The sequence below is a fragment of the Curtobacterium sp. Csp1 genome (genome assembly GCF_013347185.1).
This window is the reverse complement of record NZ_CP054594.1, coordinates 3,349,983-3,365,105: the sequence shown is the minus strand read 5'-3', so window position 1 is coordinate 3,365,105 and position 15,123 is coordinate 3,349,983. Positions and strand designations below refer to the sequence as shown.

The 15,123-nt window shown below is 73.1% G+C and carries 16 protein-coding genes; 7 read left to right on the top strand and 9 right to left on the bottom strand.

Features of this window, described 5'->3' with window-relative positions; translation table 11 throughout:
• Positions 1-45: 45 nt before the first annotated feature.
• On the top strand, positions 46-1,353 hold the full coding sequence (locus HUN58_RS16170; RefSeq protein WP_141861292.1) for a PP2C family protein-serine/threonine phosphatase: 1,308 nt from the start codon (positions 46-48) through the stop codon (positions 1,351-1,353).
• Between the two features lie 169 nt (positions 1,354-1,522).
• The gene (locus HUN58_RS16165; RefSeq protein WP_180225194.1) at positions 1,523-2,416 is read left to right on the top strand and encodes a family 16 glycosylhydrolase; all 894 of its coding nucleotides are present in this window, start codon (positions 1,523-1,525) and stop codon (positions 2,414-2,416) included.
• A gap of 61 nt (positions 2,417-2,477) precedes the next feature.
• On the opposite strand, the gene HUN58_RS16160 is transcribed toward HUN58_RS16165, so the two are convergent.
• Complete coding sequence (locus tag HUN58_RS16160) at positions 2,478-2,687, bottom strand: hypothetical protein (RefSeq protein ID WP_114850926.1); 210 nt, start codon at positions 2,685-2,687, stop codon at positions 2,478-2,480.
• A gap of 23 nt (positions 2,688-2,710) precedes the next feature.
• Positions 2,711-3,052 carry a DUF3140 domain-containing protein gene (locus HUN58_RS16155; protein ID WP_058743218.1) on the bottom strand — a complete coding sequence of 114 codons (342 nt, stop codon included), beginning with the start codon at positions 3,050-3,052 and terminating at the stop codon, positions 2,711-2,713.
• Positions 3,053-3,203: 151 nt separating this feature from the next.
• On the opposite strand from HUN58_RS16155, the gene HUN58_RS16150 reads away from it, so the two are divergent.
• From HUN58_RS16150 to HUN58_RS16140, 3 genes are all read left to right on the top strand, one after another.
• Complete coding sequence (locus HUN58_RS16150; protein ID WP_058743217.1) at positions 3,204-4,427, top strand: zinc-dependent alcohol dehydrogenase; 1,224 nt, start codon at positions 3,204-3,206, stop codon at positions 4,425-4,427.
• Positions 4,424-5,329 carry an SDR family oxidoreductase gene (locus HUN58_RS16145; RefSeq protein ID WP_254631524.1) on the top strand — a complete coding sequence of 302 codons (906 nt, stop codon included), beginning with the start codon at positions 4,424-4,426 and terminating at the stop codon, positions 5,327-5,329. The genes HUN58_RS16150 and HUN58_RS16145 overlap by 4 nt, the downstream gene beginning before the upstream one ends.
• Before the next feature lie 61 nt (positions 5,330-5,390).
• Positions 5,391-5,531, top strand: coding sequence for a hypothetical protein (locus HUN58_RS16140; protein WP_167510052.1), 141 nt, complete (start codon positions 5,391-5,393; stop codon positions 5,529-5,531).
• A gap of 130 nt (positions 5,532-5,661) precedes the next feature.
• Here HUN58_RS16140 and HUN58_RS16135 read toward each other — a convergent pair whose 3' ends face one another.
• The 7 genes from HUN58_RS16135 to HUN58_RS16105 all read right to left on the bottom strand — a co-directional run bounded on the left by HUN58_RS16135 (position 5,662) and on the right by HUN58_RS16105 (position 11,975).
• Positions 5,662-6,075 (bottom strand): VOC family protein, encoded by a 414-nt coding sequence (locus HUN58_RS16135; RefSeq protein WP_208745586.1) that lies wholly within the window; start codon positions 6,073-6,075, stop codon positions 5,662-5,664.
• Between the two features lie 98 nt (positions 6,076-6,173).
• Complete coding sequence (locus HUN58_RS16130; RefSeq protein ID WP_254631523.1) at positions 6,174-6,947, bottom strand: FAD:protein FMN transferase; 774 nt, start codon at positions 6,945-6,947, stop codon at positions 6,174-6,176.
• Complete coding sequence (locus tag HUN58_RS16125; protein ID WP_368075749.1) at positions 6,944-7,504, bottom strand: FMN-binding protein; 561 nt, start codon at positions 7,502-7,504, stop codon at positions 6,944-6,946. The genes HUN58_RS16130 and HUN58_RS16125 overlap by 4 nt, the downstream gene beginning before the upstream one ends.
• On the bottom strand, positions 7,501-8,940 hold the full coding sequence (locus HUN58_RS16120; RefSeq protein WP_208745585.1) for a ferric reductase-like transmembrane domain-containing protein: 1,440 nt from the start codon (positions 8,938-8,940) through the stop codon (positions 7,501-7,503). Before HUN58_RS16120 ends, HUN58_RS16125 begins: the two co-directional genes overlap by 4 nt.
• 136 nt (positions 8,941-9,076) lie before the next feature.
• On the bottom strand, positions 9,077-10,519 hold the full coding sequence (locus HUN58_RS16115) for an ATP-binding protein (protein WP_208745584.1): 1,443 nt from the start codon (positions 10,517-10,519) through the stop codon (positions 9,077-9,079).
• Positions 10,516-11,196, bottom strand: coding sequence for a response regulator transcription factor (locus HUN58_RS16110; RefSeq protein WP_208745583.1), 681 nt, complete (start codon positions 11,194-11,196; stop codon positions 10,516-10,518). The genes HUN58_RS16115 and HUN58_RS16110 overlap by 4 nt, the downstream gene beginning before the upstream one ends.
• A gap of 29 nt (positions 11,197-11,225) precedes the next feature.
• Positions 11,226-11,975, bottom strand: coding sequence for a VIT1/CCC1 transporter family protein (locus HUN58_RS16105; protein WP_208745582.1), 750 nt, complete (start codon positions 11,973-11,975; stop codon positions 11,226-11,228).
• 160 nt (positions 11,976-12,135) lie between these two features.
• Here HUN58_RS16105 and HUN58_RS16100 point away from each other — a divergent pair, with 160 nt between their 5' ends.
• Together HUN58_RS16100 and katG are read left to right on the top strand one after the other, a co-directional pair.
• A complete protein-coding gene (locus HUN58_RS16100) occupies positions 12,136-12,600 on the top strand; it encodes a DUF2231 domain-containing protein (RefSeq protein ID WP_058741366.1) in 465 nt (154 codons plus the stop codon).
• 138 nt (positions 12,601-12,738) lie between these two features.
• Positions 12,739-15,117 carry a catalase/peroxidase HPI gene (gene katG, locus HUN58_RS16095; RefSeq protein ID WP_254631522.1) on the top strand — a complete coding sequence of 793 codons (2,379 nt, stop codon included), beginning with the start codon at positions 12,739-12,741 and terminating at the stop codon, positions 15,115-15,117.
• Positions 15,118-15,123 lie beyond the last annotated feature (6 nt).

The following is a 15,123-nucleotide window of genomic DNA, read 5'->3' as shown; positions in this document are numbered from 1 at the left end:
CACCAGGAGTTGCCGAGTGATGCTCGAACCGGTTGACTCGGGCGGGTGACGAGCACCACCGACCGGAACGGCGTGACGTCGTGGACGACATCCGTCCGTGACGACACCGGACCGATCGTGCTGACCGGCGTGCGGGCCTCGTGGGAACCCCTCGTCAAGCAGACCGTCGTCGCGGTCCTCGTCGTGGGGGCCGCGGTCGCGAGCGTCCTGACGCCCTGGCTCGAGGTCACCGACGCACCGCTGATGTGGGCCGCCGTCGGGCTGGTCCTCGTCGGGCTGCTCGGCGGTGGGCTGATGGCCCGCTGGCCGGCCGTGACCCGGGTGGAGCTCGTGCTCCCGGCCCTCGACTTCCTGGCCGTCGGCCTGCTCCGCTACGGCACCGGCGAGGCGCGGTCGGTGTTCCTGGCGATCGTCGTCCTGCCGGTGATCTGGATGGCGACGAACCCCGGACGCCGACACGTGGTCTACCCACTGCTCGGCACCGCCGCGACGCTGCTCCTGCCCTACGTCCTGGACCCCGAGGCCCCGCAGCCGAGCGAGCTGGTCCGGCTGGTGGTCGCGCTCCTCGTCTACGCCGCGGCCGCCGCGGTGACGAACGAGCTCGCCCGCCGTGCCGACCTGCAACTGAGCGCCGTGCAGCGGAAGCGCCGGGTGGCCGAGGGCGAGATCGACCGAGCAGCACTCGTCCAGCGTTCCCTGCTGCCGACGACCACCGCCGGGCTGCCGGACGAGCTGCGCGCGGTCGGGGTCTGCCTGCCGTCCCGCACGGTCGGCGGTGACTTCTACGACTGGTTCCCCACGGGAGAGGGCGCCGCGTTCACCCTCGGCGACGTGATGGGCAAGGGCGTCGGTGCCGGGATGATCGCCGCCGCCGTGCGGTCCCTGATCCGGAGCACCGTCGACGAGACGGACCCCGCGGTCGCCGTCCGCCGAGCGGCCTCCGGGCTCGCGACCGGCGGCTCGGACCTGACGAGCGGCCAGTTCACGACCTGCTTCCACATCCGGGTCGACCGGGACGGGCACGCGCGCTGGGTCGACGCCGGTCACGGACTGACCGTCCTGCGTCGGGCGGGCGGCTCCGTGCACCCGCTGCGCGCCGGGCACCTGCCGATCGGCGTGGGCACGATGTGGACCGCCGACACGACGTCCCTCGACCCCGGCGACGTGGTGGTGGCGGTGAGCGACGGCGTGCTCGACCTGTTCGGCGGCGACCTCGACGCGCTCGACCGGTTCGAGACCTGGGTGGCCTCGCGCTCGCACGCACAGGAGATCGTCGACGGGATCGCGGAACTCGCCGCGTCGGGCGACCACCCGGACGACGTCACCGTCCTCTGCGTCGCGTACCGCCCCTGACCGCGAGCACGGCAGCGCAGGACACAGCACCGCCGGCCGCCACGCGCCCACACGCGCACGCGGCGGGCCGTCCCCCGCAGGAGGGTCCGTCGAAGTGCGGACTGGTGTACCGTCCGCGTCCGGGCGATGATCCAGCGACCCGATCCGCCCGAACCCCAGGGACCCCGCGATGCCCCAGCACCAGACCCCCGCTGCTGCGCGCGCGCTCGACCGGCGCCGCTTCCTCACCCTCGGCCTGACCGGGACCGCCGCCACCGCAGCCGCGGCGACCGCAGCCTTCGCCGCACCGGACGCTGCCGACGCAGCCACCCGCACCGCGGCCACCACGAGCACGACCACCCCGACCGAGCTGCTCGCCGCCGACGAGTTCGACGGCCCCGCCGGCAGCGCCCCGAACCCTGCCATCTGGCGCTTCGACACCGGCGCCGGCGGGTGGGGCAACCAGGAGCTCGAGACCTACACCGATTCCCGCCGGAACAGCGCCCTGAACGGCTCCGGGCAGCTCGCGATCACCGCGATCCGCGAGCCCGACGGCACCTTCACCTCGGCCCGGCTGAAGACCGAGGGCACCTTCACCGCGCAGTACGGCCGCGTCGAGGCGCGCATCAAGATCCCCCGCGGGCAGGGCATCTGGCCCGCGTTCTGGATGCTCGGGGCCGACATCGGCCAGGTCGGCTGGCCCGCGTGCGGCGAGATCGACGTCATGGAGAACGTCGGGTACGAGCCGACGATCGTGCACGCCACGGTGCACGGCCCGGGGTACTCGGGCGCGAACGGCCTGTCCGCCGCGTGCACGAACCCGACCGGCGCCGCCTTCGCCGACGACTTCCACGTCTTCGGCGTCGACTGGCGCCCCGACTCGATCACCTGGCTGGTGGACGGCGTCGAACGCGGCACCGTCACCCGGGCCGCCGTGGGCACGAACCCGTGGGTCTTCGACAAGCCGTTCTTCGTCGTGCTCAACGTCGCCGTCGGTGGCACCTGGCCCGGGTCGCCGGACGCGACCACGCGGTTCCCGCAGCAGATGCTGGTCGACTGGGTGCGCGTCTGGCAGCTGGGCTGACGCCGGACAGCAGGCCCGTGGCGGGCGCCGCCACCTTCCTGGTGTCCGGTGGGTGGTCGCGTCAGCGACGCTGGCGCGCCAGCAACCAGAGATAGGTGCTGTGGCCCGCGAGGGCCAGGCCGAAGAACACGGCGGCGACTGCGTAGACGCGGTCGAGCTTGCCCTGGCCGATCACGAGCATGACGACGCAGAAGACGACCGCGGCGGCGAGCACGCCCACCTGGATGGTCGACCAGATGCGGCGGAAACGGGGCATGCCGGAGTCGCTCACGCCTCCATCCTGCCCCAGTCCGGTCACTTCTCGGGGTCGTGGCCCCAGTTCATGAGCGAGTACCGCCACTTCGAGTCGTGCGTGTCGCCCTTCGGCTCCTGCTTGCCGTGTCGGGCGACGTACCCGACGACCTTCCGCATGTGGGCGTAGTCGTCGTCGGTGTAGTCGGCCTGCTTCTTCTCGAGGATCCGGACGATGTGCCGGCCGCTCTCGTGCCCAGTCGACTCGCCGCCGCTCGCGGGCTTCTGGCCGACCTCCTTCGACTCGTCGGAGTCGAGCCACCGCTTCAGCTCCGACGCGGTCATGTTGACGGCGTCGGCGAAGTCGTCCCTTGTCTGCTGCTCGTCGTGCTGGTCATCGCTCATGGCCGTCACGCAACCCGCGCCGCCTGGGCGACGACGCAGGAGCGGTTGTCCCCCGATCCGGTGCGCACATCGGACGCCGCTGCAGGTGCTTCCAGGGCCGAACGGGTTGTGTGTCCCCCGAACCCACCACCGAGAAGGAAGCGAGAGCAGCATGCGCGCAGTGGTCTGGCACGGGATCGGCGACATCCGACTCGACGACGTCCCCGAGCCCACCATCCAGCACCCGGAGGACGCGATCGTCCGGATCACCCGGAGTGCGATCTGCGGCACGGACCTGCACTTCGTCCGCGGGACCATGGCCCCGATGGAGGAGGGCACGATCCTCGGCCACGAGGCCGTCGGCGTCGTCACCGAGGTCGGCGACGCGGTGCGCGGCTTCAGCCCCGGTGACCGCGTCGTGATCAACTCGACGATCTCCTGCGGCGCCTGCCGGTACTGCCGGATGGGCAAGACCGCCCAGTGCGACGTCGCGAACCCGAACGGTCCGCAGGCCGGCACGAGCTTCTTCGGCGGCCCGCAGTCGACCGGCCCGGTGAACGGTCTGCAGGCCGAGTACGTCCGGGTCCCGTACGCGCGGAACACCATGCACCCGCTGCCCGAGAACGTCAGCGACGAGCAGGCCATCCTGCTGTCGGACATCTTCCCGACCGGCTGGTTCGGCGCCGAGCTCGCCGGGGTCACCCGCGGGGACGTCGTCGTGGTCTTCGGCGCCGGCATCGTCGGGCAGTTCGCCGCGGCGTCGGCGTACAAGCTCGGCGCCGGTCGCGTGATCGTCGTCGACGGGGACGAGACCCGACTCGCGGCGGCCCTGGCGCAGCACTGCGAAGTGGTCGACTACAACCGCGAGGACCCCGTGCAGGCGATCATGGACCTGACCAACGGCATCGGCGCGGACGCCGTGATCGACGCCGTCGGGGTCGACGCCGAGCGCCCGAAGCGCGGCCCGGCGGCGGTGTCCGACGAGCAGGCCGCGCAGTTCGACGCCGAGGTCCAGCAGGTCGCGCCGGACGCGTCCCCGGACGGCTTCGGCGACCTCGAGCAGTGGAAGCCCGGCGACGGTCCGTCGCAGGTCGCGCAGTGGGCCGTGGCCTCGGTCGCGAAGTACGGCCGGATCGGCATCATCGGCGTGTACGGCCCGACGGCGGAGCGCTACCCGATCGGGCAGGCGATGAACAAGAACCTGACGATCCGGATGGGCAACTGCGACCACCACTCGGTGACGCCGCCGCTCATCGACCTCGTGGCGTCGGGGCAGTTCGACCCGACGGCGCTCATCACCGAGCACGAGCCGGTCGGTTCGGCGATCGAGGCGTACGAGGCCTTCGACCGTCGCGAGCCGGGCTGGGTCAAGGTCGAGCTGGAGGTCGCGGAGTGACCGGGCCGATCGACCAGTACGCGTTCGGGGACCCGCGGACGCGCTACCCGGACGTCTCGCCGGAGCCGCAGACCCAGGACGAGCCGGGCCTGCAGTCCGCGATGACGCCCGTGCCGGACCTCGGTGAGGACTCCTACCGGGGCACCGGACGCCTGGAGGGTCGCCGTGCGGTGATCACCGGCGGCGACTCCGGCATCGGCGCGGCCGTCGCGATCGCCTTCGCCCGCGAGGGCGCCGACGTCGTCCTGGCCTACCTGCCCGAGGAGCAGTCGGACGCCGACCACGTGGTCGAGCAGGTCGAGGCGGCCGGTCGTCGTGCCGTGACGGTGCCCGGTGACCTCCGGGACAAGGCGTACGCCGCGCAGCTCGTCGAGCGGGCGGTCGCGGAGCTCGGCGGCATCGACACCGTCGTCAGCGTCGCGGGCAAGCAGCGCTGGCAGCCGGACCTGCTCGACATCACCGACGAGCAGTTCGAGGCGACGTTCGACGTCAACGTGTTCGGGTTGTTCCGGCTCGTCAAGGCCGCACTGCCGCACCTCGAGCCCGGGTCGACGATCACGACGACCGCGTCGATGGAGGCGTACAAGCCCGCGCCGGACCGGCTCGACTACGCCGCGTCGAAGGGCGCGATCAACAACTTCTCGAAGGGGCTCTCGCAGCTCCTCGTGGAGCGCGGGATCCGCGTGAACGTCGTCGCTCCGGGGCCCACCTGGACCGTCCTGCAGCCGAGCGGTGGTGTCGACCCCGAGTCGCTGCCCGAGTTCGGCAGCAGCGAGTCACCGATGGGCCGCGCCGCGCAGCCTGCCGAGCTCGCCCCCGCCTACGTGTTCCTCGCCTCGCAGGAGTCGAGCTACGTCGTCGGCGAGACCCTCAACGTCAACGGCGGCATGGTCACCCCCTGACCGGGAATGCCGGAGCCCCCTCCGGCGTCGAACCACCCACCGACATGCGAAGGAGCACATCATGACCCTCGACCTCCACAAGGGGAACGGCGTCGACACCGAGCGCCGCTGGAACCCGACCACCACCACGCTGCGCGTGCTGCACGACGAGCCGCAGACGACCTTCGGTCGCTGGCTCGGCCAGATCAACGGACAGCACTGATCAACAGGCAGCACTGATCAAGGGCCAGCACTGACCGGCGGTCGGTACTGGACGACGGACGGGAGGCGCGGTGCCAGCTGGCACCGCGCCTCCCGTCCGTCTGCCGGTACCGCCTGCGGACCGGCGCGCGTCAGGCGGGGACGCCGCTGATGTTGACGAGCCAGGTGACCCCGAAGCGGTCGGTGAGCATCCCGAAGGTGTCGCCCCACGGGGCCTTCGTCAGCGGCTCGATGACGGTCGCGCCGTCCGACAGGCCCTCCCAGTAGCCGGTGAGCCGGGCCTCGTCGTCGCCGCTCAGCGAGACCGAGATGTTGCTCTCGGTCGGGGCGGGCATGCTCGACGGCGAGTCCGACGCCATGAGCGTCAGGTCGTCCGCCTCGATCTGGCCGTGCATGACCTTGTCGGCGTCCGCCGGGTCCTGGACCATGCCGCCCTCGGCGAAGGTCATCGTCTTGAGCTCGCCGCCGAAGACCGCGTGGTAGAAGCCGAGGGCGTCGCGGGCCTGGTCGCGGAAGCCGATGTACGGGTTGAGCGTGACGGACACGGGTGGTTCCCTCCGGGTCGGGCGGACGTCGTCGTCCGGTGGGCACCATGCTGGCAGGTCAGGGCCCGCGACGGAAGCCTCTCGGGCAGCGCCGTCGGTCAGGCTTCGGCGCCGGTGACGTACGCGGAGGCGCCGGGGGTCGCCCACACACAGCCGTCCACCCCGAAGGCCAGGACGTCGACCGAGCCGTCGGCGGTCACCGCGGCGAGGTCCTGCTCGTCGCCCGCGAGGACCGCGGTGGCCAGGACGTCCGCGGTGACGACGTCCGGCGCGACGACGGTGACCTGCCGGAACACCGGGTCGGCCCGGCGCCAGACGTGCTCGCCGCGCTCGGCCGTGCCGGAGGTCGCGACCGCCCGACGGTCGTCACCGAGCGGGACCACGCCGACGACCCGCTCGCGGTCGAGCGGGTCGACGATGCCGACCTGCCAGGGATCGTCCCCACAGGTCCCCCGCGCGAGCACGTCGCCGCCGGCCGCGAGCATCCAAGCGGCGGACCCCGCCCGGCACGCGCGGTCGAGGACGGCACCGGCGTCGCGGATCGCGAGGGCCTTCACGACCCCGGACAGGTCGAGCACGCGGTCCGGCCGGTGCGGGGTGAAGGCACCGTGCGTGCGCTCGCGCCATTCGAGGGCGAGCGCGTAGGTGTCGCGCACCTCCTGCGGCGCGTCCGCGAGCCGGAGCGTCCCGGCGGCGATGCGGCTGAGGTCGGAGTCCGGGTCGTACAGGCTGTACCGCCGGTCGTACGCGACGAAGACGTCCCGGACGGCCAAGGCGGTCGGGGCGTCGGCGCCGCGGAGGCTGACGACCGTGCCCATCGTCTCGAAGGTCCGCACGGCGGTCTCGGCCGCGGGACCGTCGACGCGGCTCACAGGCCCGCCTGGTCGAGGGCGGACTGCAGCGAGGTCGTGTAGCCCTCGCTCGTGTAGGTCGCACCGCTGACCGCCTGGATCGTCGCGGACTGCGCCTGCAGGGCCTCCTGCCGGAGGATCGGCGCGGCCTGCTGGCTGATCGCGACCGACCGGCCGTCCCGGTTCGTCAGCTGCAGGGCCTGGACGTCGGTCAGCTTCCCTCCGCTGACGGTCACCTGGACCTGTACGGGGCCGTAGCGGGTCGCGGCGGCGGTGCCGGTGAACGTGCCGGACGCGCTGCTGCCACCGGACGTGCTGCCGCCGGCGGACGGGGCGGTGGTGGCCGGGCTGGTCGCAGTCGTGCCGCCGGTCCCGGTGCTCCCGCCGGCCGTGGCGCTCCCGCCGGTCCCGGCGGTTCCCGTGCCGCTCGTGCCGCTCGCGGTGCCGGAGTTCGTCCCGGCCGTGGTGCCCGAGGCGGCGACCTGGGCGGGCTGGCCGCCGAGCTGCCACCCGATGGCGAGCACCGCGACGGAGGACAGTGCGCCGATGACGACCCCGCGGGTCCGCACGGCGGTCACGAGGCGAACCGTTCCTGGTGGATGCGGTGCTCGGGGACGCCGGCCGCGCGGGCCTCGGCCACGACGAGGTCCGTCCAGACCTGCGGGCCGCAGACGTACAGGTCGGAGTCGAGCAGGTCGGGGAACACGCTGCGCAAGTGCACCCCGCGACGCAGGTCGTCCTCGGTCATCCAGCTCTCGGCCGACCGGGCACGCGGCCCGACCATGCCGTACACACGACTGCCGGTGCGACGGGCGAGCTCGGCGGTCTCGTCCCACAGGTACTGCTGGTCGCTGTCGGAGCCGCGGAGGAGCACCGTCGCCTCGCCCGGACGCAGGTCGGCGTCCTCGAGCAGGGCGCGGATCGGGGTGATGCCGATGCCCGAGGCCACGAGCGCGAGCTTCGGCGCGGACCGGGCCTGCTTCGTGAAGAGTCCGTACGGCCCCTCGAGCGAGACGGCCGTGCCCGGACGGATCCGACCGAGCCGCGCGGACCCCGCGCCGAGGTCGCGCACCGTGATGCGGGCGCCGTTCCGTCTCGGGACCGCGGAGAACGACACCGGGTGGGCGTGCCACCAGGTCTGCCGGCTCCAGAAGCGCCAGACGCCGTACTGACCACCGTGGGCACCGAGCACGTCGAGGTCGCGGCCGGCCATGTGGATGGAGACGACCCCCGGGGCGATCGGTTCGACGCCGACCACCCGGATGCGGTGCCGGAGGGTCACGACGACGGGCAGCACGAACCGGTACAGGGCGACGAGTCCGAACGCGGCGACGTACAGCGCGATCCAGTAGGCCCGCTGCCAGCTGCCCGCACCGAGGACGCTGCCGGTGGTCATGTGCGGGAACGCGACGAGCACCGCCGCGTAGCTGAGCAGGTGGATCACGTGCCAGGCCTCGTACGGCAGCCGACGGCGGACCGCGACGATCGAGGTGCCGACCACGACGACGAACAGGCCGATCGACAGGTAGGCCAGCGGCATGTCCTGCGAGCCGAACAGCGCGACGGTCTCGGCGATCGGGCCCGTGCCGTCGCCGATGCCGTAGCCGAGCGTCAGCAGTGCACCGTGCGCGAGCAGCAGGTACAGGACCGGCTTGCCGAGCGCCCGGTGGTGCGCGATCGCCACGTCCTGCCCGATCAGGCGGTCGATGGCCGGCACCCGTGCGGCCAGGACCAGCATGACGAGCACGAGGTCGGTCCCGATCAGTCCCGCGACGATCCCGCCGGCCTCGAGCCAGCCACCGATGCCGGCGACGGTGTGCGACCCCGGGGTCGCGAGCCAGAGCGTGACCGCCACGGCTGCGGACAGCCAGGTCAGCACGGTCAGCAGGTCGACCCCGCGCAGGCGTCGACGGGTGGCGGCACGGCGGCGCTCGGCCGCGACGGGCAGCGGTTCGGGGGCCGGCGGCCGGTCGAGCGGGGTGCGGCGGGTGGTCGGCCGCGCGGTGTCGATCATCGGGTCGCTCCTGTCCAGCGGGGGTTCGGGTCCCTCACAGCATCGGAGCGCGACCTCGCAGGGACCTCGGAACGGGACCCGGACTTCGTTCGAGATCTCGAGTGCTCTGAGAACGGCTGCGGGTCGGAGCTCCTGGTCAGCGCCGCGGCAGCCGCACCTCGGCCTCGGCACCGCCGGTCTCCCGGTTGCGCAGCGTCGCCGAACCGCCGGCGCGCTCGGCGGTGCCCCGGACGAGCGCGAGCCCGAGACCGCTGCCGCCCAGGGCGCTGTTCCGCGACGCGTCCGCCCGGGCGAACCGCTCGAAGGCGTGCGGCAGGAACGCGTCCGGCACACCGGGTCCGTCGTCGAGCACCCGGAGCACGAGCTCGTCGTCGCGCTGCGCGAGGTCGACCTGCACCGAGCCGCCCGTCGCCGCGGCGAGGGCGTTCGCGGTCAGGTTGTCGACCACCCGGGCGAACGCCGACCGACCGATGGCGTACCGGGCGTCGCCGTCCGGCACCGCGGTGACGAAGTCGACCTCGGTGGTGACCGCCTCGGGCAGGGCGCGGGCGCGGTCGACGGACGCCATCAGCTCGGAGACCAGCTCGTCCGCCGTCGAGGTCACGTGCTCATCGGCCCCGTCGTCGAGCCGGCTGAGCTCGAGGAGCGACGCGGCGAGCGCCGACAGTCGGGCGGCGTCGCGTTCGGCGGCGGTCAGGTCGCCCTCGAGGGCGGGCGCGTCCCCGCTGTGCCGGTGGGCGAGCTCGAGTCGCGCGGTGAGGGCGGCGAGCGGTGTGCGGAGCTCGTGGGCGGCATCGGAGACCATGCGGCGTTCCCGGGCGGCGTTCTCGTGCTGCCGGTCGACGAAGCGGTTGAGGGTCCGGGCGAGGGCGGCGAGTTCGTCCTCGGCGGGTCCGACGGGCAGGTGTCCGTCCGCTCCCCCGTCGCCGAGGTCCTCGGCGCGGCGGCGCATCCGGGCGACCGGACGGAGGGCGAGCCCGGTGAGGACCCAGGCGGTGCCGGCGAACGCGGCGACGGCGAGCAGGGTGCCGACGACGAGTGAGCGGTCGACGCGGCGGATGGTCTCCTGCCCGGGGCGGGTGTCCCGTGCCGCCCAGACGACCGTGTCACCGACCTGCTGCCCGGCGACGACGTACGTGCGGCCGTCGGCGCGGACCTCGCGGGTCGCCACGCGGTCCCCGTCCTCGTCTCCACTGCCGTCCCGTCCGCCGTCCCGGTCCCGGTCGCCGTCCCCGTCGCCCTGGGGCCGGCCGTCCGTGGGACCAGACGTGCCCGCGGTGGTGGGCAGTGCCTCCCGGACGCCACGCGGGAGCGTGTCGACCACCCAGCGGCCGTCGGCTCGGATGCCGACCAGCACGCCGCGTGTGGGTTCGTCGGGGAGTTCGTCCGGGTTCTGCCGGAGGTCCTGGACGAACGGTGCGAGGTCGCTCGCGGCGAGCGAGCGGTCGGTGTCCTCGGTGGCGGTCCGGACCTGGTGGTGCAGCGCGACGGAGGCGGCGGACAGGACGACGAGGCCGACCGCGACGCTGCCCAGGGTGATGCGCGTCCGGATGCTGCGGCGGAGGAGCCAGCGCCTCACGGGTGGTGCACGTCCAGGGCGTAGCCGACACCGCGCACCGTGCGGATGGCGACGTCCGCATCGGCGGCGGCGAGCTTCTTGCGGACGTAGCTGACGTACTGGTCGACGATCGTCGGGTCGAAGTGCTCGGCGCTCCCCCAGACCTCCTCGAGCACGGCCGTACGGCTCCGGGGTTCCGGGCTGCCCTGGATGAGGAACCGGAGCAGGGAGAACTCCTTGACGCTGAGGGGCAGGTCGCGGCCGCGGACCGTCGCGCGCACGGCGACGGTGTCGAGCCGGACGGTGCCGGCCTGCGCCACGGTGGGGGTGCCGGCGGCGCGGCGGCGCAGGTGGGCTCGGAGGCGGGCGTTGAGCTCGGCGATGGCGAACGGCTTCGTGAGGTAGTCGTCCGCGCCGGAGTCGAGCCCGAAGACGCGGTCGTCGACGGCGTCGCGGGCGGTGACGAGCACGACGGGCAGGTCCTTGCCGAGCTCGCGCAGTCGTCGGCAGACCTCGAAGCCGCTCATCTCGGGGAGCATGACGTCGATCGCGGCGGCGTCGAAGTCCTCGCCGAGCGCCTGGCCGAGGGCGGCGTTGCCGTCGCGGACCAGGGTGACGTCGTGGCCCTCGTCGGTGAGGCCGCGTTCGACGAGGGAGCCCATCTCGGGGTCGTCCTCGACCACCAGGATCTTCGCCATCGTGTGTCCTCTCCTGGGCGGTCCTGGGGTCAGACGACGCCGCTCGTGCCCAGGAGCGATCCGATCAGGAACGTGGCCGCCAGGGCGAGCGCCCCGCCGACGACGACGCGGATGGTCGCCCGTGGCACGGACCCCCCGCCGATCTTCGCACCGAGTGCCCCGGTGAGCGCGAGGGCGAGGAGCACGACGACGAAGGTGACCGGGACGCGGACGGCGTCGGGCGGCAGCAGGATCGCCAGGAGCGGCAGCAGGGCGCCGATCGAGAAGGCCGCGGCCGAGGCGCCGGCGGCGTGCCATGGGCTCACGACCTCGTCCTCGTCGATGCCGAGCTCCGTCGTCAGGTGCGCACGCAGGGCGTCCCGGTCGGTCAGCTCCGCGGCGACGCGCTCGGCGGTGTCCCGCTGGAGCCCGCGGTCCTGCCACAGGCGCGTGAGCTCCTCGAGCTCGGCGTCCGGGTCCTCGGCGAGCTCCCGGCGCTCCTTCTCGATCAGCGCGCGCTGGCTGTCGGACTGGCTGCTCACCGAGACGTACTCGCCGAGGGCCATCGACACCGCACCGCCGACCAGGGCCGCGATGCCCGCGGTGGCGATCGCCGGCACGGACGTCGACGCACCGGCGACGCCCACGACGATCGACGCGGTGGACACGATGCCGTCGTTCGCGCCGAGGACACCGGCGCGGAGCCAGTTCAGCCGCGAGGACAGGTCACCGGTGTGGGCCTCGCCGGGGTGCGGCTCGGCGGCCGACGGCTCTGCAGCGCGGGGCTCGGGTTCGCTCATGGGTCCGAGTGAACCAGGTCCGGCGGCCCGCGTTCGTGTGTGGTTTCGAGTGATCGCGGAGTGCGCTGATCGGCCCGTCGGGCGGGCGGTGGGCGGACCCAGCCGGTTGCCTGAGAGCGAGGCGTCGGACGGCCCGGCGCGCGAACCGGAAGGCCCCCTCGTGAACTGGCAGTTCGACGGCGTCCCGCTGCACCCCCTCCTCGTCCACCTGACCACCGTCTCGGTCCCGGTCGCCGCCCTGAGCGCCATCGTGGTCGCCGCGTGGCCCGCCGCCCGACGGTGGCTCGCGGTCGGTGCGCCGATCATCGCGCTCGTCGCCCTGGTGTCGGTGCCCCTGGCGACGTCGTCCGGCGAGTGGCTCGAGCACCGCGAGAAGGAGACCGCCCTGCTCGAACGGCACACCGAGCTCGCGGACGGACTGCTGCCGTGGTCGATCGCGGTGTTCGTGCTCGTGACGCTGTGGTGGGGGTGGCACCGGTTCGCCGCACCGCGCGTGACGAACACCGGGCTCGTGCGGGCCGTCGGCGTCGTCGGTCCGGTGCTGCTCGTCGCCGCCGGGATCGGCTCGATCATCGAGGTCGTCGTGATCGGCCACGCCGGCGCCGTGTCGGTCTGGAAGGGCTGACAGCCACACGGCACGACCGGGGCGGTCTGGACGGGCTGACAGCCTCCGACCGCACCCCTCCCGTGCTCCTCCCAGGCGGGGAGCGAAGCGTGACCACCGGCCCCCGCGTTCCGCGGACAGCATCGAACAGGAGCAGCGTTGAGCGAGAACAGCACGACCAGCAGCAACGGCGACCCGGACCACCGCGACGCCGGGCACGGCGGCGCGGACCACCGCGACGCCGACGGCACCGACACCTGCAGCTTCCACATGGCCGGCTCCCTGCCGGCCGGCGGCGACCACCTGGGCGGCTCCTTCGGGCAGTCGCCGACCCTGGAGGCCTGGTACCCCCAGCGCCTCCGCGTCGAGCTCCTGCACCGCAACGGTGTCGACGCCGACCCGCTCGGTCCCGACTTCGACTACGCCGCGGCCTTCGCGACGATCGACCTCGAGGAACTCAAGCGCGACATCAAGACCCTCCTCACGACCTCGGTGGACTGGTGGCCCGCCGACTACGGCAACTACGGCCCGCAGATGATCCGGATGGCGTGGCACGCCGCCGGCACCTACCGCATCGCGGACGGCCGCGGCGGTGCGGGCACCGCGATGCAGCGGTTCGCCCCGATCGGCAGCTGGTGGGACAACGGCAACACCGACAAGTCCCGCCGCCTGCTCCAGCCGATCAAGCACAAGTACGGCAACGCCCTGTCCTGGGCGGACCTCATGGTCCTGACCGGCAACTGCTCCCTCGAGCTGATGGGTCTGCCGACGTACGGCTTCGGCGGCGGACGCCTCGACGCGTGGGAGCCGGACGACGGCACCTGGTGGGGCCCCGAGGTCTGGGACCCGCACGCCGTGACGAGCATGGACGAGATGGTCAGCCGTGACGAGCGCTGGCACGGGCAGAACGGCGACGCAGACTACGACCTGCAGAGCCCGCTGGCCGCGTCGCACCAGGCGCTCATCTACGTGAACCCCGAGGGCCCGTACGCGAACGGCGACCCGCTCGGCTCCGCCCGGGACATCCGGATCACGTTCACCCGGATGGCGATGAACGACGAGGAGACCGTCGCCCTGATCGCCGGTGGCCACGCCTTCGGCAAGAGTCACGGCATGGTGCCCGCTGCGAAGATCGGGCCGTCGCCGGAACTCGCACCCATCGAGTCGATGGGGCTCGGCTGGCACAACCCGCAGGGCGCCGGCAACGGCAACGACACCTCGACGAACGGCATCGAGGGCAGCTGGACGCAGGACCCCACCCGCTGGGACAACAGCTACCTCGAGAACCTGTTCGGCCACGAGTGGGAGCAGACCCGCAGCCCCGCCGGTGCCCTCCAGTGGACGCCCGTCGACGCGGACGCCCCGCGCACGCCGGACGCCCACGTGCCCGGCGAGACCCACGCGCTCATGATGATGACGTCGGACCTCGCGCTGAAGGTCGACCCGGCCTACCGCGAGGTCTGCGAGCGGTTCCTCGCCGACTTCGACCTGTTCACGACCGCGTTCTCGAAGGCCTGGTACAAGCTGACGCACCGCGACATGGGGCCGAAGCACCGCTACCTCGGCCCGGAGACGACGATCTCCGACGAGCTGCTCTGGCAGGACCCGCTCCCCGACGCGACGGGCGCGCCCCTCGGCGAGGCCGACCTCGACACGCTCCGCCAGGCGGTCCGCGACACCGGGATCTCCGCCTCGGACCTCGTCGTCACCGCGTACTCCGCCGCGTCGACCTACCGCGACAGCGACAAGCGCGGCGGTGCGAACGGCGGCCGGATCGCCCTCGCGCCGCAGAAGGACTGGCCGGTGAACCGCCGGACCGTCCCCGTCGTCGAGGCGCTCCGCGGCGTCCAGGCCGACTTCGCCCGCGGCGGTGGCCACGTGTCCCTCGCCGACCTCGTCGTCCTCGCCGGCTGCGTCGGTGTCGAGGACGCCGCACGCGCCGCCGGCGTCGAGGTCACCGTGCCCTTCACCCCGGGCCGGGTGGACGCGACGCAGGAGCAGACCGACGTCGAGATGTTCGAGTGGCTCCGCCCGGTCGCCGACGGGTTCCGCAACCACGTCTCGGAACGCTTCGCGGACTTCGCCCCCGGGGTCGCACCGGAGGCCGTCTTCCTCGACCGCGCGAACCTCATGACGCTCACCGCACCCGAGTGGACGGTCCTGACGGGCGGGCTCCGCGTCCTCGGGGCGAACTGGGACGGCTCGTCGACCGGTGTCCTGACCGACCGGGTCGGGGCGCTCACGACGGACTTCTTCGTGAACCTGACGGACACCGACCTGGTGTGGACGAAGACCGACGACACCGAGACGACGTTCACCGGCACGGTGCAGGGCACCGGTGAGGAGCGCTGGACGGCGTCCCGCGCCGACCTGCTCTTCGGCTCGAACGCGCAGCTGCGCTCGATCGTCGACGCCTACGCGGGCAGCGACGGGCACGAGCGGTTCGTCCGCGACTTCGTCGCGGCGTGGGACAAGGTCATGATGCTCGACCGGTACGACGTCAAGGGGCACCGCCGGTACGGACCGATGGCGGCGTGAGCCGTC